This window comes from Nonlabens xylanidelens (assembly GCF_002934445.1).
Classification (GTDB): Bacteria; Bacteroidota; Bacteroidia; order Flavobacteriales; family Flavobacteriaceae; genus Nonlabens; species Nonlabens xylanidelens.
Window position 1 is genome coordinate 1,025,484 of record NZ_PTJE01000001.1, and the last position, 25,901, is coordinate 1,051,384.

Here is a 25,901-nt window from a genome sequence, read left to right on the forward strand (position 1 = left end):
AAAACGTTAATAATTAGGGCTTTGCAAAGCTACTACAAATCTAGTGTTTAAAATGCCTCGTCCCAGTGAAAACCATCGCAATGTTATTTTTATTGCAATAATCTATAGAAAGTTGGTCTTTTATTGATCCGCCTGGTTGTATCACTGCGTTAATCCCTGCATTATCAGCTATTTCTACACAGTCTGGGAATGGAAAAAACGCATCACTAGCCATAACAGAACCTTCTAGGTCAAATTTAAAAGACTGTGCTTTATGGATAGCCTGGTTTAATGCATCTACTCGTGATGTTTGTCCTGTACCACTTGCACACAGTTGTTTGTTCTTTGCAAGTACGATAGTGTTAGACTTAGTATGTTTACATAATTTAGAGGCAAATAGTAAATCCTCTATTTGAGCATCGGTAGGAGCAAGAGTAGTTGCTGTCTTTAAATCTTCTTTTTGATCTGTTTTAAGATTAGGATCTTGTACCAGGTAACCGTTTAATGAAGCGCGTACTTCAAGTTTGTTGGTATCTCGCTTTCGCGAAAGCGCACCATCAACAAGCTCTAACATGATTCTATTTTTCTTCCCTTTTAAAATTTCTAGTGCATCGCTAGCAAATGATGGAGCAATAACAACTTCACAGAATAATTTGTGAATTTCTGTAGCCGTTGCAGCATCAATCTCAACATTAGAAATTAAAACACCACCGAATGCCGATACAGGATCTCCAGCAAGTGCATCTACATATGCCTCAAGTACTGTCTCACGTTGTGCGACACCACAAGCATTGTTATGTTTAAATACACCAAATGTAGGTGCGTCATTCTCAAACTCACTAATTAAATTTACAGCAGCGTCTACATCTAGTAAGTTGTTGTAAGAAAGTGCTTTACCGTGATGTTTAATAAACATCTCGTCAAAGTTCCCATAGAACCATCCACGCTGGTGTGGGTTTTCGCCATAACGCAATGGCATAACGTGTTGCTCACTTAATTTTAATGCTTTTTCAGGTGAGTCACCAGAAAAGTAATTGTAGATCGCACTGTCGTAGTGAGATGAAACGTTAAAACAACTTGTTGCAAATTCTTTACGTTGTTCGATGTCAGTAACACCATTTCCTGCTTCTAGAACTTCTAGTAGTTTTGAATAATCATCTACAGTACCTACACAAAGAGTGTCTTTAAAGTTCTTTGCACCAGCACGTATTAAAGAAATACCACCTATGTCTATTTTTTCAATAATATCTTGTTGTGCTGCACCGCTTGCTACGGTTTTTTCAAATGGATATAAATCTACGATTACGATATCGATTTGCGGTATTTCAAATTCTGCTAACTGAGCAACATCACCATCATGATCACGTCTGTTAAGAATACCTCCGAAAACTTTAGGGTGTAATGTCTTTACACGACCACCTAATATAGAAGGGTAAGAAGTTACATCCTCTACTGGGACTACCTCTATACCGAGATCTTTAATAAATTTTTCAGTTCCTCCAGTAGAATAAATGGTGATGCCTAAGTCGTTCATTTTTTTAACGATAGGTCCTAAGCCGTCTTTATTAAATACAGAAATAAGGGCGCTTTTTGCAGTGATTTGACTCATGTTGTGTGGTTATTTGTGGGAAAATGCAAAAGTAATTCTTTAGAATGTTTTATGTATTTAAAGAGCGTGTTAATTGAAGTGTTTTTAAACTTTTTATAGATTTTTCCTAGATATTTAAATGTTAGTTTAAAACTTTGTAAGTGACTGCACGTGTGTATTACGATGTTTTAACGAATTTTTCTGTGTATTTCATTTAAATAGTTTAAATGTCACAGAATAAAAATCTCTTTATCACAGAAATAGAGATAATGTTTCCATATTTTAGCAACCTATATCCGAAATTATGAAAAAAATTAACTTGCTTTTAGCTTCATCTCTATTGGTCTCATCTTTGTGTTTCTCACAAACTAAGGAAGAAAAAGCTGAAATTATCAAAAACAACAATCAGGAAAGCCTTTATAGGTTGATAAATGAATTAGATCAAAAAAACACTATTGGTCTAGAAAAAGCTTTAGAATATTCAAAGGCTAATAATGTACCTATGATTATTGAAAACCCAAAAGATGGATCTTTTCAACAATTAATGAGAATCGCTGAAGATGGCTCTCCGGTTTATTATACTATTCATAACGTAGATGCTGCAAATAGCTCTAGAGCTAATAGATTACACAATGGTGGGTCACTAGGTCTAAATGTAGAAGGTCAAAATATGACTGCTTACGTTTGGGATGGTGGTGCTGTGTTGACTACTCATAATGAGTTTAATAATTCGTCAGTAGGACGCGCTCAGGTAGGAGATAATGTGCTAGTAGGTAATGGGAATAGTTTTCATGCCACACATGTTTCTGGTACTATAGTAGCATCAGGAGTTAATCCAGCTGCAAAAGGTATGGCACCTCAAGCAAATGTTATTACTAACGATTGGAGTAATGATTTTACAGAAATGGCGATTGCTGCCTCAAATGGAGCCCTATTAAGTAACCACTCTTACGGAGTTAATGCAGGTTCTATTGGAGATGATTTGTTCGGGAAGTATATTACTGATTCTAGAGATGTAGATCAAATAGCATTTGATGCACCTTATTATTTACCTGTTTTCTCTGCAGGAAACGATGGAGGTGATAGTACTTCAAATGGAATTCCAATAGAAGGGAATGTGAATTTAGATAAACTTTCGTTTAACTCAGTAGCAAAAAATGTAATGGTTGTTGCAAACGCTCAAGATGCTGTAATTAATACAGATGGTTCATTAAATTCTGTTTTTATTAATGCTAGTAGTAGTCAGGGTCCAACAGATGACTTGAGGGTTAAGCCAGATATTACAGGTAATGGTACTCAATTACTTTCTACTTTTGACACATCAATTAGTGCTTACAATTCTATTTCTGGTACTTCAATGTCTGCACCAAATGTAACAGGGTCCATGCTTTTGTTACAGCAACATTATAAAAATCTTAATGGAAAGTTTATGAGAGCTGCTACGTTGAAAGGCATTACTCTTCATACTGCAGATGATATAGGTATCGCTGGTCCTGACCCAATAACGGGATGGGGAATGATGAATACTATGGAAGCTGCCAATGTGATTAGTGGAGATAAATTGAGATCAAATATCATAGAAGAGGAATTACAAGATGGAGATACATTTACTTTTGTTATAAAATCTGATGATATTTCAAAATTAATGGCTTCTATTTCTTGGACTGATGTTGCTGGAAATGTTAATCAAGGAGGTGCAAACGATGCAACACCAGCATTAATAAATGATTTAGATATTAGAATTTCTCAAAGTGGTACCGTTTTCGAACCATGGAAATTAATAGGGGCTAGCTCTAATTCAACCGGTGATAACGTTGTAGATAATGTTGAAAGAGTTGAAGTTCCTAACGCTACAGGTGAGTATACAATAACAGTTACTCATAAAGGTTCCTTAGTAGGCGGAAGCCAAAAATTTAGTCTCGTAGTTACAGGCTTAAATAATATATATGCTTTAAGTTCTGTTAGTCCCAGTATTGAAGTTTGTAATGATCAAATAACTAGCTTTCCAATTGAGTTTTTAGCTGACCAAAGTTTTAATGAAACAGCAACTCTTAGCCTTGTAAACCTTCCTTCAGGTGTAACTGCTAGTTTTAGTAATTCTAGTTTTACAAATAATGCAAGTTTATCTCTAAACTTAAGTAATTTAGGAGCTGCTCCTGTTGGAACTTATGATCTAACGGTTAACGCTGTGACTCCGACTAGAACAAGAAGTATAGATTTAACGTTAAGGATAATGAGCGATACTTTTAGTCCTGTAAACCTAGTTTTTCCAGCTGATCAGGCTACTACTATCGATACATCAGCAATTTTAGATTGGGATGATGAGCCTAACGCACAACAATATCAAATTCAAATAGCTGTAAACCCTGCATTTGGTAGACCTGTTTTAGATGTGTTAGTAGATCAATCCTCCTTAAGAATTGACCCTTCTTTATTATTTCCTTCTTTAACTTATTATTGGAGAGTAATGCCTATTAATGATTGCGGGCAAGGAACTTTTGTTACCAGATCATTTACCACATTTGATTGTGAAGACATAACGGCATCAGTGCCTACTCCTATAAGTATACCTGATGATAACGCCACAGGAATTACGAGCGTTTTGAGCATTAATAGAGTAAACAATGTTAACATAGGTAAGATTTCTGTATTTGTAAGAAGTACACATGAGTATTCTGGTGATCTACTTATAACATTGACATCTCCTGCAGGTACTACAGTATTGTTAGCTTTTCCTTCTGGATGTGATTTAGAAGATTTGTTAGTAACCTTTGACGATAATGGAGGTCCGTTTACTTGTGATGTTGCTACAGGTTTATCTGGTTATACAGGGGTTATTCAACCAGTAGGTAATTTGTCAGACTTTAATGGTGAAACTATTAATGGAGATTGGACTCTTAGTGTAGCAGATCGTGGACCTGCAGATTTAGGTACTTTGAATGCATGGAGCATCACTTTTTGTGAAGAGCCACAAACTCTAAGTAACGAGTCTATTGAAGAACTTGATTTTGCTGTATATCCTAATCCATCTAATGGTGTATTTACTGTAAGTACTGCAAATGCAACTAATAGTGGTGACGCTGTAATAACTATTTCTGACCTTAATGGTAGAAGAGTCTTTACTAGAGATGTTAAGAATTTAAGTGGTAATTTAGATGAAACGATAGATGTTCAGAATCTTACTAACGGTTTATACTTATTACAAGTACAACAAGGTGCTTCTTCAACTGTAGAAAAGATCATTATCAATAAATAATAATCTGAGATAATCTTAAATAAAAAATGCGATCCTGAAAAGGATCGCATTTTTTTTGTTTTTTACTTTTAAAGAAAGAACCTTAAACTAAATCAGCTAGTTCTTTAAAATCTAGTCCACCATAATTACCACTACTCATTAATAGCAATGCGCTATGGTCTAGGTTCTGTTTAAACAGCCATTCTTTGAATGCTGCAGAATCTGTCATGACTATCAAGTCATCACGATCAAAAGCCTCTAAGATTTGCTCTTTGGATACAGGAGCAAGTTTTTTAATCTCTACCGCATGCGGACTATAAAACACCACAGCTACATCTGCTGGGTTGAGTGCATTTTTATATTGAACTAAAAATTCTGGATCAAGGCTAGAATATGTGTGCAACTCTAGACAGGCTATGGTTTTACGTTCTTTATATTGTGTAGCAACTGCTGCTGTAGTAGCGGCTACCTTACTAGGTGAATGCGCAAAATCCTTATAAATAACAGCCGTTTTACTCTCTGCTACTTTTTCTAATCGTTTTGACGCACCTTTAAAAGTCGCAATCGCTTCATAGAAATCATCTTCATCTATTCCCATGTGCTGGCATATCCATTTTGCGCCGGCTAGATTGCTCAAGTTATGTTCTCCAAAGATTTCTATAGGCATGTCACCTTCTGGAGTGTCTAAATAGGTGGTGCCATCGATTATTTGATGCTGGGGTACTGTATAAGAATGTTTTCTAGTAGGCTTTGTAGCTGCCTCTGCAATATCCTTAACAGCTGTGTCCTCTTCATTATAAACTAGAATACTACCATTTTTCATTAGTTCTACAAACTGCTCAAACTGACTGAGGTAATTTTCCCATGTAGGAAATACATTTATATGATCCCAAGCTATTCCAGATATCAAGGCGATATTAGGTTGGTATAAATGGAATTTAGGACGTCTATCTATAGGGCTAGAAAGATATTCATCACCTTCTAAGACCATAAATTCATTCTCGTCTGTTAGATGTACCATGGTTTCAAATCCTTCTAGTTGCGCACCTACCATATAATCGACTTCTTTTTCATGATAATGCATCACGTGCAATATCATAGAAGTAATGGTGGTTTTACCATGAGAACCGCCTATAACCACACGAGTTTTGTTTTTAGATTGCTCATACAAATACTCTGGGTAGGAATAGATTTTTATTCCCAGTTCTTGAGCTTTTAATAACTCAGGATTATCTTCTTTGGCATGCATACCTAAAATAACTGCATCTAAATCTGTAGTTATCTTTTCTGGAAACCAGCCGAATTCTTCTGGAAGTAGATGGTGTTTTTCTAATCTGGACTTACTAGGTTCAAAAATAGTGTCGTCGCTTCCTGTTACATGGTCGCCTTTATGATGTAGAGCTAGAGCTAGATTGTGCATGGCACTGCCGCCTATCGCGATAAAATGTACGCGCATAATTTATGTATTTGGTAAGTTTATAAAGCTAGTAAAATATATGACTTAGTCATTCATTTCTATCTTAGATTCTAAAGAAAGTATATCTGCTTTAAGTTGTGTGTCTATATGTTTAAGAGATGCTTTTTTCAGTGTCTCTAGTGCTTTTTTATCGTCGTTTAATTTATGTTGATAAATAGATGCTAGTTTGCGATAGGTGAGTAAAGAACCGCCAGTGTCTACTGCTTTTTGATAAGATACGACAGCATCATCATACTCTTCTTCATATTCATCTATATAACCATGTGCTAGATGTCCATCTACTGGCGATATTTTAATCAATTGGTCTGCATAGGATCTGCTTTTACTTATAGATCCACCCACTATTCCAGGCAACTCACAGTACAGTTGAGATAAGGCATGCCTAGATTCTATATGTTTAGGGTCTAATTCTGCAGCTTTTTTTAAATGTTTTTTAATGTCGTCTAGCATTCCTAGAGCTTTTAATTTTGAAGAGCTCTTGGCATATAAACCCATTGCACCGCCATATTTAAAGTTATATCGGGCGCTTTTTGAATTGCTGTCTATTAACTTTTTATAATATCCCATAGCTTTTTCAAAATTATTTTGATGGCTAGCAATATCACCTAATCGTTCTATGACGTCTAGGTCAGAATGGTCTTGTTCATATAATTTGGTAAATGCAATTTGTGCTTTGTCAAATTTCTCAGCTTTGAATAATTGTTCCGCTTTCGCGAAAGCGGACTGACCATAAGCAACTGTGCTCATTAAAAAGAGTAGGGCAATAAATGTCTTCTTCATTTGGTAAAAATATCAAAAAGTAAACCAAAAGCCGTTTCCCTCAATGAAAAGATACTTTTACTCAATCTTAGTTTCTATTATTTGAATATCCACGTACCTTTAGGTCAAAATCTAAGCCCATGAGACATTTTTTAATCTTTATACTGTTAGTTTTAGGAAGCAACTTTCAGTCATATGCACAAGACTATTACACTGCAAAGTGGGAAAATGTCGAGAAACTAGAGGTGGAGAATAGGGTAGAAGATGCTAGAAAGATAGTGCGCGACATCTATAAACACGCACAACGTAAAAAGGATGATGACCAGTTAGTAAAAACATTTCTCTTCAGAGCAAAATTTAATTTAATCAAAGAAGAGAAAGGGCAACAACTAGTTTTAGCAGAGTTATCTGGGCTTATAGATCGAGCAAAATTCCCTAAAAAAAATGTGTATCACACCATTTATGCAAAGCTTTTAAATGATTATGTGAGTCAGAATCGCTGGAAGTTACAGCGCCGCACTGCTGGCGCAACGGTAGATGAAAATGATTTTGAAACTTGGGATATTAAAAAATTCTATGATGTGATTTCTACACATCATAAACTAGCTTTAAAGGATAAAGAAGCATTAGGTAAACTACCTGTTTCAGAATTTGCCGCTGTATTAAATGCACGTCCATTAGGTAGAGAATTGCGACCTACTTTATTAGATCTACTAGCTAGAGAGGCACTTGATTTTTATAAAACAGGTTATTACGGAATCACTAGACCTAAAGAAACTTATGTCATCACAGATAAAAATGCTTTTCGCTCTACAGATGTTTTAAGAGAAATAAAAAGACCCAAAGGAGATACTGTTTTTTCTAAATACGATGTGTTACAGCTTTATGCAACGCTAGAAACCTTGCATAAGAATAAAAATGACCACGGTGCTTGTGTGACTATTTTATTAGAACGACTGGACTATGAAAAAAGCTTTTTAAACGCCAATAGGGAATTACCAGTATACAAATCTATTCATGAACAGTTATTAGCGACCTATAAAGGTAAAGCGGTAAGTACAATAGTTATGTATAACCTGGCTCAATATCATTATGAGCAGAGTAATTATAAAGATAAAAGTACTCGCCAGGCAGATCGTGATCTAGCAATTGCGATTTCAAAAAAGGCAATCGAGCAGTTTCCAGATTCTTATGGAGCTATTAAATGTAGTTCGCTACTTTCTAGTATTTACGCACCTAGTTTAAGAATACAGCATCAGGATCAGGTAATGCCTAATGAATTGCATCGTGGCGTGATTCAATATAAAAATGTAAATGAGGCGTCCATCCATTACATTAAAGTGGCGCATGATTTTTTAAGCTTAAAAGGTAATAGAGATTCATTGTATCGCGTCACTTTAAAAACAGCGCAAAAAGAAAATCGTGTGGCTCTTTCTAAAACCATAAAGTTAGAGTCTGCGCAGGATACTTATGATCATAGTTATCAATATAATGTAGATGGGTTAGATGCTGCCACCTATCTAGTAGTGATAGAAACTAAAAGTGATAACAGTCAGGATATTGCAGCTAGTTTAATGACCGTTTCTCAAATGTCTATTTTAAATAAACGTGTAGGAAACACCATTGCTGTCCAGGTGCTAGATAAAAAAACAGGAAAACCTCTTAAGAATGTAAAGCTAGAGCTATCTCAGCTCAATTCTAATTACACAACCACTGCTATTACAGATAGAGATGGAAAAGCTGTTTTAGAAAACTCTAACGGTAAAAATAGTAGGTATACGTTAAAAGCTGTTCTTGGAGACGATATTGTTGTGAATCAGGTGTATTTTTATTACAATAGATATTACACAAAAAGTGATAAAAAAGAAGAGGTAGAAGAAGAGAGCGAAGTAACTGTAAAATCGTATACCTATCTAGATCGTGCCATTTATAGACCAGGACAGACGGTTTATTATAAAAGTATATTGGTAGCAAATGATGGGAAAACTTCTTTTGTAGTTCCTAATGAAGAATTTTTTCTGACCGTATATGATGCAAATGACGAAGAAATCCAAGAGATAACAGCAACTACTAATGAATATGGTAGTTTTCATGGTGAGTTCACACTGCCCAAAGAAACCTTAACCGGTCAGTTTTATATAGAAATAGATAGCGACGAGGATTCTGATTTTTGGGATAATGTTTATGATTTTAATGACGACTATGATAATGAGACTAAATTTCAAGTAGAAGAATATAAAAGACCTCGTTTTAAAGTAGATTTTAAAAAGGTAAAAGAATCTTATGCTATGAATGACTCTGTTGTGGTTACCGCTTTCGCGAAAGCGTTACTAGGATCCAACATTACAGATGCCAACGTACATTATAAAGTAACAAGATCTGCTAGATTGCCATGGTGGAGATATTCTGGATATCATTCTGGTGATCAAGTAATCGTTGATAGTGATGATCTAGAAACAGATGAAGAATTTGTAACTAATAATAAAGGAGAGTATGCCATAAAATTTAAAGCCATTGCAGACTCTACACTAGTAGCAAAAGATCTCCACCCTATTTACACCTATAGAATAGATGCTGAGGTGGTAGACATTAATGGCGAGACTAGAACGGCTAGCACTAGTGTGCGCGTCGGTAAACAAAGTATAGAGGTATCTCTTTTAAATGCTACTACCTTATCTACAGATGATAACCAGGTTAAAGTAGCCGTTAAAAACTTAAATGGAGAACTGGTAGAAGCGCAGGTAGAATTACAGATAAGACAACTTAAAACACCAGATCATGTCATTATACCATCTGGATTACCTGCTGCAGAATTCTATCAAAGCGATGACAAAACCTATAGAGATAAATTCCCTTATGCAGAATTGCGTGAGAGTGAAAAACCTGCAGATTATAAAACGGCGCCCATTATTTTTAAGAAGCGCATGACAATAGATTCATTAACTACAGTAGAATTACCTATTACAAAAAACTGGGATAATGGCAACTATGTAGTTTATGTTAAAGCTGTGGAAACAGGAAAAAGTAAAAGTCTAGATAACGAGGTAGATTATGTAGAAGAAATTAATAAAGTAGAGGTTTGGGCAAATAAACAACTGCCTGTAAATCCAGAGATCATATCACACGACCTGCAGATAAAGGATAATGTAGCGACCGTAAACTACTTTACCTCTATGGATGGAGTTTACATGAATCTTATAACTTATGACTTTAAAGGACTTAAAAAGGACGAAGTAATATTTTTACCCAAAGGAAAAACAACTAAAAAATACAAGCTTAAAAATGCAGATAAGAACCTACTTAAATTTAGGTATTCTGTGCAAAAAGAAAATAAGTACACAAGTAATAATTTTATGGCGCAAGGCAGCCAGAAAGCAGCAACTGTTTTTAATATAGAGACCAATACCTTTAGAAATAAACTCTATCCAGGCATGGAAGAAGAGTGGTCGTTTACCATAAAAGATCAAAAGGGTAATGGTATGAATGGCGAGGTGCTGGCCAGTATGTATGATAAAAGTCTAGATGAATTTACAGTAAAGAACTGGGATGGGTTTAGTTTTAACACTTATGAGAGTGGTTATGAGCCTAGCTTTTATAGTCAGGTTAATTACTTAAATACAAGCAGTACTAGATTGTACCTTCCATATAGACAGGTGCAAATGCCGCAACTGGATTTTGACCAATTCAAATATTTTGGATTATCCTTTACAGGAAATATAAATCAATACAATAATTACAAAGCTAGAATAGAAGTTAAGTATGAGAAAGTAAAACCTATTGCTGGTTATATCACTGGTCGCGTTACAGATACAGATGGAGGTTTGTTGGGAGCTGTAGTTTCTGTTAAAGGTAGTGCGGAGAATGCTACAACTGATTTTGATGGGTTATATACAATTAAAGCATCTCCAGAGGATACTTTAGTTTTTACCTATTCCGGTTATGATACAGTAGAAATTTTAGTAGGTAATCAAAATGTGATAAGTCCATTAATGGATGCTAGTCTGGATACGGTGGTGGTAACAGCTTATAGAACTACTACAAAATCAATGTCTAGCGTTTCTTCTATCATTATAACATCTGAGTCTGCAGATGGAATTAATGATTTTAACACCTATCGAGGTGATACTTATCAAAGGGTTATTGGACCAGATGGTAAAATCTCAATTGTTACGGCAAACGGTATTGCATATGATACTCTTAGTAATGGCAAAGTAATACAAAGACTAGAAGGCCAGGTAGCAGGTTTAACGGTGCAAACAGCTACTGGCCAGCCAGGAGCAAATGCACTTATTCAATTGAGAGGAATTAGTTCCATTAATGGAAATACAGAGCCTTTAATAATAGTAGATGGTGTGCCGGTGGATGAAGATTTCTTTAAAAGTCTAGACGTTTCTCAAATTAAAGAAACAGCCATTTTAAAAGGAGATAACGCAACAGCTATTTATGGCAGTCGTGGAGCAAATGGTGTTATTATTATCTCGACCAAAGCTGGTGTGAGTGCAAACGATCTAGTACTTCAAGAAATGTCGTTGAATAATGTACAGATAAGAAAGGATTTAAAAGAAACCGCTTTTTTCTTACCAGAATTAAAAACAGATAAAAAAGGTAATCTTAAATTTTCATTCACTTCTCCAGAGATGTTAACCCAATGGAAATTAAGACTCTTTGCGCATAATAAAAAAGCAGAAACCGCTTATCTAGAAAAACTGGTCGTGACTCAAAAAGAGCTGAGTCTTATACCTAACGCTCCGCGATTCTTAAGAGAAACAGATACCATTAGATTCTCAACTAAGATTGCCAATTTAAGTGACGCAAAAATGGAAGGAATCGCGACCTTAAAATTATTTAATGCGCTGACCATGCAACCTATAGATCAAGAGTTGAAAAACACAAATGCATTGCAAAATTTCAGTGCAGAAAAGGGTGGTAACGCATCGGTTAACTGGACTTTTGTTATTCCAGTAGGTACACAAGCGGTTACCTATCGTGTCATTGCAAAGTCAGATAAATTCTCTGATGGAGAAGAAAATACCCTGCCAGTACTTACTAATAGAATGCTGGTTACCGAGTCTAGATCGCTTTGGGTACGTGCTGGACAGACAGAAGAAGTGGTAATGGATAAATTAGAAAATAATACTTCCACAACACTAGAAAACCATCAAATGACATTTGAATACACCTCTAATCCTAGCTGGTATGCGATAAAATCACTGCCGTATTTAATGGAATATGAGCATGAATGTGCAGAGCAAACATTCTCTAGATATTATGCAAACGCGATGGCAGCACATATTTTAAACAGCAGTCCTAAGGTAAAAGAGGTTTTTGATAGTTGGGCTGCAAACGGTTCTAGTAAAAGTAAGTTAGAACAAAATGAAGAGTTGAAATCTGTGATTCTTGCTCATACTCCATGGTTGCGAGACGCACAAAGTGAAGAGCAAAAACAACAGCGTCTTGCGGTGCTCTTTGACCTAGATAAAACAGCTCGTGAGAAAAAGAAAACTCTGGCAAAACTAGAAGAGAAACAAGGTGATTCAGGTGGTTTTCCATGGTTCAGCGGTGGGAATACTAATGAGTATATCACTAGACATATCGCTGCAGGAATAGGTCATTTGAATAAATTAGGTGTTAATGATGCAGATAGACCACAAACAGACCGCATGTATAAAAATGCCATCGCAGCAACAGATCGTGCATGGGTGCAACGATTCAATGACTATCTTAAGTATAGTAAGAATTTAAAGAAATATAACTTCGGTAGTAGTTACTGGCATTATCAATATGCACGTAGTTTTGAGCCGTCGGTTCTCGATAAAAAGATGAATAAGGTATTAGAAGATGGTAAGAAGTTAGCTTTCGCGAAAGCGGAAAAAGAATTTGCCTCTCAACCTTTATACACGCAATTATTAATGGCAATCACCTTGCATAGAAATGGAGAAAAGAAAGTGGCTGGGAAAATTTTAGAAGGTTTAAGACAAACGGCGGTAGTCAACAAGGAAAACGGTATGTACTGGAAAGAAAATACCAACTCCTGGTACTGGTACAGCAGCGATATAGAAACACAAGCACTAGCGATCGAGGCATTTTCTGAGATCGAACAAGACAAAAAAACAGTAGAAGAATTGCAAGTATGGTTATTGAAAAAGAAAAGAACCACACAATGGAAATCCACAAAAGCCACTGCCGATGCTACCTATGCGCTGCTGCTACAAAATGGTAAATGGACAGATGTTGAGGTGAATAATAAAATCACTTGGGCAGGAAAACCACTACCAGAAGATAAGTTGAGTAAAACAAATGTAGAAGCTGGAACAGGTTATTTTAAAATCTCGTTGAATAAGGAAGAGATCACAAATAAACACGCTACAGTAGAGGTGAAGAATAAAGGAGAAGTCACTGGTTATGGTGGTTTATACTGGCAGTATTTTGAAGATCTTGATAAAATCACAACAGATGATCAAGGAGCGTTATCAATAAAAAAGAGATTGTACAAAAAGGTGAGTAATAATTCTGGAGAAGAACTTAAAGAAATCACTTCTCAAGACGCGCTAGAAATAGGTGATTTAATAACGGTGCGATTAGAGATCAAGTCTGCAAATGATATGGATTTTATACATTTAAAAGATATGCGTGCCAGTGGTTTTGAACCTGTAGATGTTATTTCAAAATATAAATGGCAAGATGGATTGGGTTATTATCAAAGTACAAAAGATGTTGCGACTCACTTTTTCTTTGATCATTTGAAAAAAGGAACTTATGTTTTTGAGTATGAAGTGCGAGCAAATAACGCAGGTAATTTTTCTAATGGTATAACCACTATAGAAAATATGTATGCGCCAGAATTCTCAGCGCATAGTGCTGGAGAGCGAGTATTTATAAAAGAATAATTTGTTTAAACCCTATAATTTAAAGGTGCAGCAATATGTCTGCACCTTTTTTATTGTTGATATATTAGAATGTAATTTATGATAGGATTGTATAACGATTCCTTAAAACTTTAAGTATGTAAGATCGATGTGTTAAATTAGCTACGTGAATAAGGAGCAGACATATCAATTAAATGCTGATAAGAGTTTTAGAACACTTATAGTTAAGGCTTTGAGTCTGTTTTCTAGTGTGCGACTTTATAATGTGACTATAGTGGCTATTGCACAATTGCTGGCTGCTATTTTTATTATTGCACCTAATCTGACTGTAAAATCCATTTTGTCAGATTATAAGTTATGGTTTATTGTACTAGCCAGTAGTGCTGCTATCGCAGGTGGTTATATTATCAACAATTTTTATGACCGCGAGAAAGACTTAATTAATAGACCTCAAAAAACCTTGTTAGAAAACCAAATAAGCAGGTCTACTTTATGGTCGGTTTACTTTACGGTAAATGGTATTGCCTTTATTCTAGGTTGCATCGTTTCATGGCGTGCAGGTTTATTTTTTGCGTTGTACATTTTTGCAATGTGGTTGTATTCTCATAAACTTAAACGTGTTCTCTTTTTAGGTAATTTAATGGCAGCATTGCTTGCTGTGACTCCTTTTTTTGTATTATTTATGTATTACAAGAACTTTTATCCAGTGATATTAGTACATGGTGGTTTTCTCTTTCTTATTATTGGTATGCGAGAATTAATTAAAGATTTAGAAAATTTAAGAGGAGATCTTGCTCAAAACTATAGAACGATACCAGTTGTTCTAGGTGAAAAAATGAGTAAGAAGTTTTATACATTACTTACATTTCTTACTATCGTACCTATCACCATATTAGTAGCTTATTATGAAATAGGTTACATGGAATATTATTTTACCTTGATAGTAGGAGCCTTATTGGTATGTTTACCATTGATATGGTCTTCTAGACGTAAAAGAGAATACTTGTTGATTCATTTTATTCTCAAAATTATAATTGGTGCTGGAGTATTCTCGATATTATTGATCGATTTACCGGCAATTTTACAACGATTACAAACCATTTTTACCTAATGAAAAATTCAAAAATAAAAGTAGCCCTTGCTCAAATATCACCAGTGTGGTTGGATAAAAAAGCGACATTAGAAAAGATTATGTCTACGCTGCAAGAAGCGGTTAATGAAAAGGCAGAACTGGTTGTTTTTGGAGAAGGTTTATTGCCTGGTTATCCATTTTGGCTTGCTCTTATGGATGGCGCTGCGTGGAATAAGGATGCAGTAAAAGAGTTGCATAGACATTACGCTCTCAATGCAGTTAGTATAGAAAATGGAGATTTAGATGATATTTGCGCTTTCGCGAAAGCGGAACACATATCCATCTATATAGGTATAATAGAACGACCAGAAGATCGAGGTGGGCATAGTCTGTATGCGAGCATGGTTTACATAGATCAAAATGGAATTATTCAAAGTGTACATAGAAAATTACAACCTACCTATGATGAGAGATTAACCTGGTCTCCAGGAGATGGAAATGGCCTGGTAACGCATAAATTAAAGGACTTTACAGTTAGTGGTTTAAACTGTTGGGAGAACTGGATGCCGTTGCCACGTGCTGCGATGTATGCACAAGGAACAAATTTACATGTAGCTTGCTGGCCAGGAAGCGATCATAATACAAAAGATATTACTAGATTTATCGCTCGAGAGGGACGTTGTTATGTTTTATCAGTTTCTAGTATGATGTTTAAGGAAGATTTTCCTGAAGGAACACCACACTTAGAAGAGTTACTTAATAATGCACCTGCTGTACTGGCTAATGGTGGTAGCGCTATTGCTGGACCGGATGGAGAGTGGATTATAGAACCGCAAATAGGTAAAGAAGAAATTATCTATGCGACGTTAGATTATAACAGAGTGCTAGAAGAGCGTCAAAATTTTGATGCCGTAGGACATTATTCTCGTCCAGATGTAACCCAGCTACATGTGAATAGAGAACGACAAAGTACAGTAAAGTTTACTAATTAATAAGGATTTAAATAAAGTAATTTGAAAGTTAAAAAGCAATTTAAAGCTCATGGTAAGTTTTTAATCACTGGAGAGTATGCTGTTTTAGATAACGTTCCTGCACTGGCTATTCCTTTAAAACTGAACCAATATCTAGAGATTACTTATCGCGATGATCAAGAAATTACGTGGAGCAGTTATAATAATGATGGAGAGCTGTGGTTTCATGTAAAGACTAATGTAAATGATCTTTATTCTGACTGTGTCAATTGTGATAATCCTATCACTTTTAAATTAAGTGAGATTTTAAATACGGCCTTGCATCTTACTTCAAATAACTCTTTGAGAGGTTTTGATGTGGTAATGAAATTAGATTTTGACAGAGAGTCGGGCATGGGAACCAGTTCTACCTTAATATGTCTCATATCTCAATGGTTGGGCTGTGACCCTTATCAATTGCAGTTTAAGTGTTTTGGCGGCAGCGGTTATGATATTGCCTGTGCACAAGCAAATAGTGCTGTCGTATATAATTATAATGATGGAGAACCTATTGCTCAAGAAGTGGACTTTACTCCTTCCATAAAGAATCAAATATTCTTTGTTTACCTCAATCGCAAACAAAACAGTCGCGATTCTATCGCACAGTTTAATGTAGACTTACTTACCGAAGATCTTAGACTTGAATTATCAAATATGCCAGAGTTGTTTTTAGAGGCTTCTAACGACATTTCTAAATTTAATAGAGCAATGACTAGGCATGAAGAAATTATAGCGAGCCTGATAGGTATGAGGCCTGTTAAAGAGCAATTGTTTTCAGATTTTAATGGCGCTATTAAATCATTAGGCGGTTGGGGTGGTGACTTTATCATGGCAACAGGTGATGCTGCAGCGCGTCAGTATTTTATAAATAAAGGATATGCTACGATTCATGAATGGGATGATGTGGTACTAAATTCCTAGATTTTTCGTTTCTTGGTTGTCTTAAAAACTACAGCCTATGAAACTATTAATTCTCTTTACGTTACTAGCAGCGCAATTGTGTGTTGCCCAAGTTCATTTTAAAATCGTTAATTCTGAAACCAAGGAAGCACTAGTAAATATACCGGTGCGATTTGGTGAGAAAAATGGCATGTATTCAAATGCACAAGGAGAAGTAACTATTCCTGATGGATTTGAAGTGCAACAAATAACAATAGCTGCATTAGGGTATAAACCTTATACGGCTGAGGTTGCTATCATTCAAAATACTACTGTTTCTTTAAAACCACTAACTTATCATTTACCAGAGGTAGTGTTAAGAGGTGAGCCTAAAAAGGTGAAAACCTTTAAACAAAAAGCGATAAGAAGTAATAGTGTATTTGATAGTCACTGGCAATATCATGGCGTGGAGTATGGTGTTTTTATACCTAATAATCATGATAATGCAGATATGCAGCTATTGGAGCTAACTATTCCTTTTATTTCTAAACGACGAGATTGGAAAAAAGAAAATGAAGATTATAAAAAAGATTCTACTAATGTGAGAGTAAGAACACTTAAAAACGATTTTCAATACCTATACCGTATTAGTTTTTATCACATGAATCAGGATTCTACTTTTAGTAGGTTATCTATACCACCCAAGGAGTTAATCGTTTCAGATGAAAATCGCAAACTTAAAATGGATCTAGAAAAAGACCAAGTATGGGCAGATCATTCTGGTTTATTAATAGGATTGCACAATTTAGGTCCTTGTGATGATAAAGGAATTTTACTATCTATTCCCAGATTTGGTAAAGAGCGAATAGGTCCTAATGGAAAGATGTATAAGCCAATTAACAATCGTGAGAATGTACCGCATATAGGTGTTACAACTAAAAGAAAAGGAGATTTAGTAGATTATATAAACTGGCATTTTAAAGAAAATAGTAAATGGGAACCGATGAGGTTTTTAGGTGGTACGCCAGAAAAAACCAGACGTTTAAGCTTAGGTTACAAGTTAAAAGTAATTACGTATTAAAAACAAAAACGCCGCTCTTAAGAGTGGCGTTTTAAATAGTATATAAAATCTAATTCTTAGTAGAATACAGATCTGTTATCTTCTATTTCTACTGATTTCTTTAAAGCTTCAACTAACTTAGAAGTAGATTGATTTGCAGCCTGTGTTGCAAGCGTATTTGCGTTTGCAGAGTAGTTCTGTAAATCTGGAGCAGTTTCTATAGATGTAAGTTTGATTACAAAGACACCGTTTTCTCCAGCAATAGGCTTAGACGTTGCTCCTTGTGCAAGACCAAAAGCTGTCCCTACCACTAGAGGCTCTTCACCTACACCTGTAATAGTTGGGTTTTTACGGTTAACAGCACCTGCTATTTTAGAAGTTTGACCTTGGTTTTTTGCAATCTCAGCTACATCAGTTGCTTTGATTTTATCCATGATCATTTTTGCTTTCTTCTCTTTTCTTAAGATAGGAGAAACTTTTGCACTAGCTTCTTCACTAGACATGTTTCCTGCTTCACTCATTTTGTTAAGTTTTACAACTACATAACCTTGAGAAGTTTCAAAACGCTCTATGTCGCCTACAGAACGATCTTCATTAAACGCCCATTTTACAATACTTCTATTTTGACCTACCACTGGCAGTGTCTCATCTAGAGGTTTAAGATTTTTAACTGGTGTAGTAGTAACTGCATTTTCTTTGGCAAGAGCAGTAAAGTCACCGCTTTTTGCAGACTTCTGGAATTTTACAGTTTTAGTAAATAATTCTTTTCCAGTTTGCTTAGATGCAAGAACTTTTTTTGCAACTGTAGCTATTTTAACGGCTGGCTTAGGAGCAGCAACATCATCTATTCTAATAATGTGGTAACCGAAAGAAGACTCTGCAATACCTACAGTACCATTTTCGTTCTCATATAAGAATTTAGTAAATCCTGGAGCAAAGTTTCTTGCGTTACCAGAGTATACTACCCATCCTATATCTTGTCCGTTTGCTACCTCTTTGTTTTCTTTAAAGTATTCAAATTTAGAATCAAATCTAGTTTTGCTTTGACCTATTAAATTAAAGATACTATCTGCAGTTGCTTTAGCCTCTTCTTTAGTTTGAGTAATGTTAGCAGCAGCTCTTTGTGCACCAGCATATGCTATTAAAATGTGTCTGTTTTGTACACTATCGTTAATAGTTTTCTTATCCTCAACTAGAGATAATTTTAAATATTCTCCGTCTTCATAAGGACCATAAGTTTTACCTTCTTCAACACCTGCAATTGCTTTAGCATTAGCAGACAGGTTAGAAGTCATTACATAACGGTCGTTATATGGTAGTTCACTATTTTGAGATACAAATGCTTCAAGGTCTGTTGCATCTGTAAAAGCAGGTACCGTATAGTCTTCTTTAGTACTCAAGTTACGTAACGTTTGTGTAGTTAGCAATTTGTTTAAGTCTGCTTTAAGTGCATCTCTGTCTGATTGAGAAGCTTTATCTTCAAAAAGAACAAATTCTATATCGCGTTGTGCGTCTACTTTAAATTGTTCTTTGTGTTTACTTACGTAAGAATCGATTTCAGATTTAGAAACGTCTACCGCACTGTCAGATATAGTTGAGTAAGGGATGTTTACAAAACTAAAAGAACGGTTATCGTTCTCCATTCTGTATTCCATCTCACCATCTACATTTGTAGCAATAAGACCAGACTTTAAAAGGTTAAAGAATAATTCTTGTTTTGCACCAGTTGCAGTACCGGCTACATAATCATTCCATGCTGCAGGATTAGTAGTTTTGATACCGTCTACAAAAGTTTTGAATTCTGCTTCAGAAAAACTACCATCTTCATTAAGAAATTGTGGGTTTGATCTATAAGCATCCTTTACTTGGTCAGCAACTTTCTTATCTGTTACTCTTATTCCAGTTGCTTTGATTTGTTGATCTAGAATTGCATTTCTTACTTCTGCATCCCATACAGAATTTACAGCCTGTACTTGAGAGAAGTTTGCACCTCTATTTTGAGAAGCATTTTCTACTTTTCTCGCAAAACTCTCACGGTTAATTTCTGTATCTCCTACATAACCTATCGCATCAGCTTGTTTTTGTCCATTTGATGTAAGAACACCTTGAATAATAAATGCAAATAAAGCCAGTGCAATTACTAAAATCAGAATAACTCCTTGATTTCTAATTTTACCTAATATCGCCATTGTTGTTAGTTTATTTTTTGATAGGGGCGAAAATAGTGTTTTCCGCCTAATAATTAAAGTATCATGTTGTTTTAAAAAGAGCTTTTTATCTATAAATTAGAATAGAGTAGAAGTAATGGTTTGGATTCCGCTTTCGCGAAAGCGGAATTATTTTCCATCCCATTATCTTAGTTCTAATAAAATGGTGATAAATAAAGGTGGTGCGATTATTCTTTTTCTCCTAAGGTAAGAAGTACGAGGTCTATTTTATTGTCAGATTTTTCTAAGATCTCATAAGTATTCCCATTGATAATTACGATGTCACCTTCTTCTGGAATTCCGGCAGTTTCATTAACGATAAGTCCACCTAAGGTTTCGTATTGATCACTCTCAGGCAAGTCTAGTTTGTAGTTTTCATTAATTTGATCTACCTCTAGACGGGCGCTTAGCTTGTACTCGGTATCGCTTATTTGTGAGTCTATCAACTGGTCAGAATCGTGCTCGTCTTCTATCTCTCCAAATAACTCTTCGATTATATCCTCTACAGTTATTAGGCCGCTCGTCCCTCCATATTCATCGAGTACGATAGCGATGCTTTTATGGCGTTTTATGAGTAGATTTAAAACATCTTTGGCAAGCATAGTTTCTGGTACATTTACAACTTTGCGTTTAACGTCCTTTATGCTTTCTGGCGATTTAAAAAGGTCAAAACTATGTACATAACCAGTAATGTCGTCTATGGTGTCCTCGTGTATTAATATTTTAGATAAACCAGATGCTACAAACTTCTTGTTCAAATCTTTAATATCAGTCTCTTGATGTAGGGCTACAATTTCTGTTCTAGGTACCATTACTTCTCTAGCCTTAAGACCACCAAAGTCTAAAGCGTTTTGAAATATTTGTATCTCTGTATCTATATCTTCTTGCACCTGGACGCTCTCCATTTGCTCTGTGATGTAATTACCTAATTCTAATTTTGAGAAAGTAAGTTGCAATGCGTCACCATCTGATTTAAAAAATGCTTTGAGAATAAAGTCAGATATTAAGATGCAAAACCATGAAACAGGCCAGAATAAAAGATAAAAAATATAAGCTGGTATGGCAAAAAACTTGAGTAACTCGTTAGAGTATATTTGAAAGAATACTTTAGGTAGAAACTCTGCAGTAAGAAGGATAATAAGTGTAGTGAGTACGGTCTGGGTAAGAAGGTTGTTGAGCGTGCTCGCATATTGTGGATATGCATTTACTAGAATATCACTCATTAAAGTCTCCATGGCAAAGCCGTAAATAACCAGCGAGATGCTATTACCTATAAGCATGGTGATAATGAACTTAGATGGTTGTACGGTAAGGTTACGTAATACGCGACCTATGAAATCGTTTTGACGTTTTTCTAGTTCTATGTGTATCTTGTTAGAAGATACATAGGCAATTTCCATTCCTGAGAAAAAAGCACTCAGCAATAGCATTAATACGATAATAAGTATCTGTACGAGCATTATTGTTTATTACGTTCTTCAAATCTACGACGAAAACGTCGTTGAAAGAAGTACTTAAATAATGCAGCTGCTCCCATGGCAATTAATATAAGGCCGAGAGTTAAAGTGTTACCTAATTCAAATATTCCTAAAACAATAAATAGTAAGGCAAAAATTAGATAAACGTATTCTAGGTATTGGTATAGTTTACTCATTATTATTTTGTGTTACAAAGTTGTCGACTGGGTCGCGTGTAAAATGCTTTTTCAAATCCTCTCTAGCGTCTAAGATTGCTCCTGTTATTTTTCCTACGCTCTCTTTATTTTGTCCATCAACAATAAGTGTCTCTGATGGTTCATTGGTAAAAATCCACTTTGCGGTTTGATCCCAATATAATTGATCTCCTGTAAAAGTAGTACCGTCAGAGGTAATTATATGAACGTCACCTTTAAGGTCAACTAGTTTTGTGTCATCATACATGATGCCGCTATTTGCGGTAATTACGGTTACTTCAGTTTTGTCATTGCTGTAATCGTAAACTTCTACCTTGATCCCTTCTGGAAATTCTGTGTAAGGAAAGTCATCATTTGAAAAATCTAACATTTTTTTTCCTTTTACGGTAAGTTTTAATTTGCCGCTGTCGGTATGTTTTAACAACATTTCTTCTATCTCACCCATAGGTTCGTTAGAAGCGATTTCCATTTTCTGGATTTCTTTGAGGTTATCATCACATGACGCAAAAAAACAGATCACGGCTATTGCCGTGATCGTGATTTTTAATATGTGAATGTAAGATCTCATTATGGGATTCTTACAGATTCTCCTATCCAACAGTTAAAAGTGATTGTGTCACCAGAATTGTATGCACTGTTTGCAAATATATCAGCTTTACTCGGTGCAGCACCATTATAACTAGCTACATACTTAGCAGCAGTTCTCTTTAATGATGGGTCTACTCTTCCTGCTTTACTTGCATATCTAGCAGCAACCCAGTAAATAGCTCTTTTTTCTAGAGGGTTTGCTCCACAGCTACTTGTGCTGTTTGCAACCATGTCTGCTATTTTTAAATAAGGCTGTCCAAAAGAAGGTCTTAATTCTGTAGCGTCTAGATATGCTCTTCTTGCACTACCGAATTGTCCTTTTGATTTATATAAGTTACCTTTTTTGTAAAAGATGTATGCTTTAGTATCGTTATCGATTCCTAATTCAATAGCTTGATCCCAGTACTTGAATTTCTCGTCAGTACTTGTAGCGATGTTACCTAGACCGTAAGCAGTTTTTGCACTAGGGTTAATAGCGTGTAATGCTTTTACAGATTTAATGTATAGTGGGTCATCAGTACAGTCTTTTTTCTGTAATCTAACTAGTACGTTGCTTAACCATTCTTTACTTGTTTTGTTAGCTTCAAACTCAGCATCGTACAATGGGATTAATTTATCACAGTCTGCAAGTTCACCTAACGTACCGTTTACACTACGCATTACGATACCATAATTTTTAAGGTTCTTTTCTTGATAACCTATTTGCTTTTCTTCTTTATCAGTAAGAGCAGTAGTCTCTTGCTTTGATAAAAGATCAGATACTACTTTAGATCTCTCATCTTGTAAGGATTCAATATTACTAGTTAACTCATCGTAGATTTTAAAAAGCTCTTGAAGACTTAATTTATTTGCTTTAAACTGCTTTTCAGCTAGGCTAAAGTAAGTCATCATACCGTTAGGGTCTGTAAAGTTTTCTCTGTCTGAGTTAAATAAATTGTTAAGCATGTTGAACTGCTCTTCTGTAGTACCTACTTTGTACTTCTGCATAGTTCTAGCTATTTCAATTTTCTTTCTAGTTACATCTACTTTGTCAGCATACTTAGTAACTTGAGTGTTTAACATGTCTAATAGACCGTCAACGTTTTCTTTTTGCTCACCTTCTTTTTTCTTAAGACGGTATTCAAAGATTTGCTCACCATATTGGTAAATCGCAAGACTTGCATCTGGACATTTTTCTACTAAAGGTCCTAATTGTTTATAAGCCTCACTATAGTTTTTTGATTTTGCGTTTTCAGCAAATATGCTCAACATTACGTTACAGTCGTCTGGTGCTTGCGCTTTCGCGAAAGCGAAACTGAAAACAGTTAATGCTATTAATAAGTTATTTCTAAGTATCATAATAATGGTTTGTGTTATTCTTAGTTATATTTTCTTTTGATGAACCAAACATCGTTGAGTGAAAGCCCTACAGAAAGGTTAAAAAACGTTTCTTTAATAAGTCCAGCATTTTCGGTTCCTCTTTGACCGATTTCAAATCCTATGTTAGCGTTTGAGAAACCGTTTCTACGTCCGATTGGTAAACCTAAACCAAAAGATATGCCAAACTCGTTAATCTCTTCTGTATCTATTCCGTTTCCACTAACTGAAAGGCCTAGTTCTTCATAGCGTATTCCACCTCGATATACTACGCGATCCCAGTAACTGGTGATACTGTTGTAGTTAGGGATGTAAAATCCTCCTGCTCTAAAAGAGTCAGCGTCTGTAAATGTAGTTCCTGCAGGAGCAAATGTTCTAGATGTTAAAGCGCTGCTGCCTTTTGTAGAGTACTCTGCACCGATATTCCATTTACGTGGTTGACCTATGGTAGCTCCTAATGTGAACTCTGATGGTAATTTTAAATCCTGTTCGTCAAATTCGGCATCACGTACATTTACTGTGCTCTCAATTAAATCGGTAGAAAGAATGAATGCAGATAAGTTGCGTTCATTTTTTGCATTTAATTTACTTTCTGGACTGTAAACTGCACTTGCTTGTATTTCTAATTTATCAGTTATCATTTTCTGATAGTGTAAACCAAAGTTGTATGATGCACCACTAAAATCAGTTTCATTAGTTTCATTAGTTCCTAATTGAACCGTGCTAGTTGCTATACTTGAGGAGTTAGTTTCTTCACCAAAGTTGTATCTAAACTCGGCGCCTATACTTAATGAAGGGGTTAATTTATAACCTGCTCCTAAATAAGCGCGGTTAATACTTCCTTCTCCTGTGTAGTTAGCATATAAAGTTTCTGTAACGCTACCTATTTCATATCCTACCGAGTTAAATGGAACTAATCCAAAACCGAAGGCTGCTTTACTTCCAACAGGTATACCGATACTTACATATTCTATAGAAGTCGCGTCATAAGAGTCGCTTTCTGTCTCTGTAGATGCAGATGTTTTTGAGTGCAAAGCACCTAGTGAATAGGTGGTTACTCTAAGGTTTGCATAGGCGGCAGGGTTTCTTAAGTTTATGTGGATACTATCTACATAAGTGGACATGCTTCCCATGCTACGGTTTTCAATGGTACCTTTAAAGGTTTGCTGTCCCAGTCCAAAGAATGAATAAGGTGATGAAGTACGCGATTGTGCAAAGCTATTCATGCTAAATAAAATCACTACCGCGATTAAAAAACTTCTGATCATAGGTTTTTATTAAATAAATATAAATAATGGATGCCATGTAGCATCAAAAAAGGCGTGGCAAAGAAACGGTTTTTTAGTTGTTTTATCAATAGTTCACTATCTCCACCGGTTATAAATACTTCTAAATTTTTATTAGACTTTTTGTATTGCTTGATAACTCCTTTGATTTCTTGGCTAAGACCGTTAACAACCCCACTGTGAATCGAGGTTTGCGTGGTGTTTCCTATTATGTCTGTTACATGTTCTGAATGTAATAACGGTAGGTTTGCCGTAAAATTATGAAGGGATTCATAACGTAATCGTAAACCTGGTGATATAGCGCCTCCGAAATAATTTTCTTTTTCATCTACATAGTCATAAGTCACGCAGGTACCAGCGTCTATCACTAGTAGGGCGTTATTTTTAGATGCTGTAGATAGTGCTCCAGCGACCAAGGCAATACGGTCGTTACCCAGTGTTAAGCTTTGATAATGATTGTTAAAGGGTAGTTTAATGCTGTTATTAACCTCAAATACTGTTTTAAATGTTGTTCTTAAAAGCTCCATTAATTCCTCTGGAAAAGAACCTACGTTGCAAATAGCTGCTTCTTCTATGGCTGGATATTGCTTAATTGTTTTTTGTATAAGCGATTCGAAACTTTTATTATCGGTACGTAAAACTTTGTAAATATTCCCCTGATCCATAACAGCCATTTTAATGGATGTGTTACCTATATCTATTACTAAAATCATAATGTGATATTTTTTTTGGGGTGAATGGTGTTGCTCTAAAATAAAAAAGCCCGATCATGAGATCGGGCTTTTAAGTGGTACCTCCAGGAATCGAACCAGGGACACAAGGATTTTCAGTCCTTTGCTCTACCAACTGAGCTAAGGTACCATTGCT

The 25,901-nt window shown here is 35.5% G+C and carries 16 protein-coding genes and 1 tRNA gene; 6 read left to right on the forward strand and 11 right to left on the reverse strand.

Translation table 11 applies throughout. The features are described from left to right. Nucleotides 1–40: 40 nt before the first annotated feature. A complete protein-coding gene (purH, locus tag LY01_RS04640) occupies nt 41–1,588 on the reverse strand; it encodes a bifunctional phosphoribosylaminoimidazolecarboxamide formyltransferase/IMP cyclohydrolase (protein ID WP_104514617.1) in 1,548 nt (515 codons plus the stop codon). A 283-nt stretch (nt 1,589–1,871) separates the two neighbouring features. Here purH and LY01_RS04645 point away from each other — a divergent pair, with 283 nt between their 5' ends. Continuing rightward, on the forward strand, nt 1,872–4,823 hold the full coding sequence (locus LY01_RS04645; protein WP_104514618.1) for a S8 family serine peptidase: 2,952 nt from the start codon (nt 1,872–1,874) through the stop codon (nt 4,821–4,823). Between the two features lie 82 nt (nt 4,824–4,905). Here LY01_RS04645 and LY01_RS04650 read toward each other — a convergent pair whose 3' ends face one another. Together LY01_RS04650 and LY01_RS04655 are read right to left on the reverse strand one after the other, a co-directional pair. Beyond that, nucleotides 4,906–6,258 (reverse strand): UDP-N-acetylmuramate--L-alanine ligase, encoded by a 1,353-nt coding sequence (locus LY01_RS04650; RefSeq protein WP_104514619.1) that lies wholly within the window; start codon nt 6,256–6,258, stop codon nt 4,906–4,908. A gap of 45 nt (nt 6,259–6,303) precedes the next feature. Continuing rightward, complete coding sequence (locus LY01_RS04655) at nt 6,304–7,059, reverse strand: tetratricopeptide repeat protein (protein WP_104514620.1); 756 nt, start codon at nt 7,057–7,059, stop codon at nt 6,304–6,306. 119 nt (nt 7,060–7,178) lie between these two features. Between LY01_RS04655 and LY01_RS04660 the strand changes: the two genes are divergently transcribed. The 5 genes from LY01_RS04660 (at nt 7,179) to LY01_RS04680 (ending at nt 17,946) form a co-directional block, all read left to right on the forward strand. After that, nucleotides 7,179–13,925 carry an alpha-2-macroglobulin family protein gene (locus LY01_RS04660; protein ID WP_104514621.1) on the forward strand — a complete coding sequence of 2,249 codons (6,747 nt, stop codon included), beginning with the start codon at nt 7,179–7,181 and terminating at the stop codon, nt 13,923–13,925. A gap of 145 nt (nt 13,926–14,070) precedes the next feature. Then, on the forward strand, nt 14,071–15,015 hold the full coding sequence (locus tag LY01_RS04665) for a geranylgeranylglycerol-phosphate geranylgeranyltransferase (RefSeq protein ID WP_104514622.1): 945 nt from the start codon (nt 14,071–14,073) through the stop codon (nt 15,013–15,015). Beyond that, complete coding sequence (locus LY01_RS04670) at nt 15,015–15,968, forward strand: carbon-nitrogen hydrolase family protein (RefSeq protein WP_104514623.1); 954 nt, start codon at nt 15,015–15,017, stop codon at nt 15,966–15,968. Before LY01_RS04665 ends, LY01_RS04670 begins: the two co-directional genes overlap by 1 nt. A 21-nt stretch (nt 15,969–15,989) precedes the next feature. After that, complete coding sequence (locus LY01_RS04675; protein ID WP_104514624.1) at nt 15,990–16,907, forward strand: GYDIA family GHMP kinase; 918 nt, start codon at nt 15,990–15,992, stop codon at nt 16,905–16,907. A 37-nt stretch (nt 16,908–16,944) separates the two neighbouring features. Further along, nucleotides 16,945–17,946: a hypothetical protein gene (locus LY01_RS04680; protein WP_105023092.1), complete on the forward strand. Its 1,002-nt coding sequence runs from the start codon at nt 16,945–16,947 to the stop codon at nt 17,944–17,946. A 56-nt stretch (nt 17,947–18,002) separates the two neighbouring features. On the opposite strand, the gene LY01_RS04685 is transcribed toward LY01_RS04680, so the two are convergent. From LY01_RS04685 to LY01_RS04720, 8 genes are all read right to left on the reverse strand, one after another. Continuing rightward, nucleotides 18,003–20,114 carry a peptidylprolyl isomerase gene (locus tag LY01_RS04685; RefSeq protein WP_104514626.1) on the reverse strand — a complete coding sequence of 704 codons (2,112 nt, stop codon included), beginning with the start codon at nt 20,112–20,114 and terminating at the stop codon, nt 18,003–18,005. A 206-nt stretch (nt 20,115–20,320) separates the two neighbouring features. Beyond that, nucleotides 20,321–21,592, reverse strand: a complete 1,272-nt coding sequence (locus tag LY01_RS04690; protein ID WP_104514627.1) for a hemolysin family protein — start codon at nt 21,590–21,592, stop codon at nt 20,321–20,323. Further along, complete coding sequence (locus LY01_RS04695; protein ID WP_104514628.1) at nt 21,592–21,786, reverse strand: hypothetical protein; 195 nt, start codon at nt 21,784–21,786, stop codon at nt 21,592–21,594. Before LY01_RS04695 ends, LY01_RS04690 begins: the two co-directional genes overlap by 1 nt. Next, nucleotides 21,779–22,372 (reverse strand): LPS export ABC transporter periplasmic protein LptC, encoded by a 594-nt coding sequence (gene lptC / locus LY01_RS04700; protein WP_104514629.1) that lies wholly within the window; start codon nt 22,370–22,372, stop codon nt 21,779–21,781. The genes LY01_RS04695 and lptC overlap by 8 nt, the downstream gene beginning before the upstream one ends. Then, nucleotides 22,372–23,730, reverse strand: a complete 1,359-nt coding sequence (locus LY01_RS04705; RefSeq protein WP_104514630.1) for a hypothetical protein — start codon at nt 23,728–23,730, stop codon at nt 22,372–22,374. Before LY01_RS04705 ends, lptC begins: the two co-directional genes overlap by 1 nt. Nucleotides 23,731–23,750: 20 nt before the next feature. Next, nucleotides 23,751–25,016, reverse strand: coding sequence for an outer membrane protein transport protein (locus tag LY01_RS04710; protein WP_245890630.1), 1,266 nt, complete (start codon nt 25,014–25,016; stop codon nt 23,751–23,753). Then, on the reverse strand, nt 25,013–25,747 hold the full coding sequence (locus LY01_RS04715; protein WP_104514631.1) for a type III pantothenate kinase: 735 nt from the start codon (nt 25,745–25,747) through the stop codon (nt 25,013–25,015). The genes LY01_RS04710 and LY01_RS04715 overlap by 4 nt, the downstream gene beginning before the upstream one ends. Nucleotides 25,748–25,822: 75 nt before the next feature. After that, nucleotides 25,823–25,895: transfer RNA gene (locus LY01_RS04720), tRNA-Phe, on the reverse strand. Between the last annotated feature and the right edge of the window lie 6 nt (nt 25,896–25,901).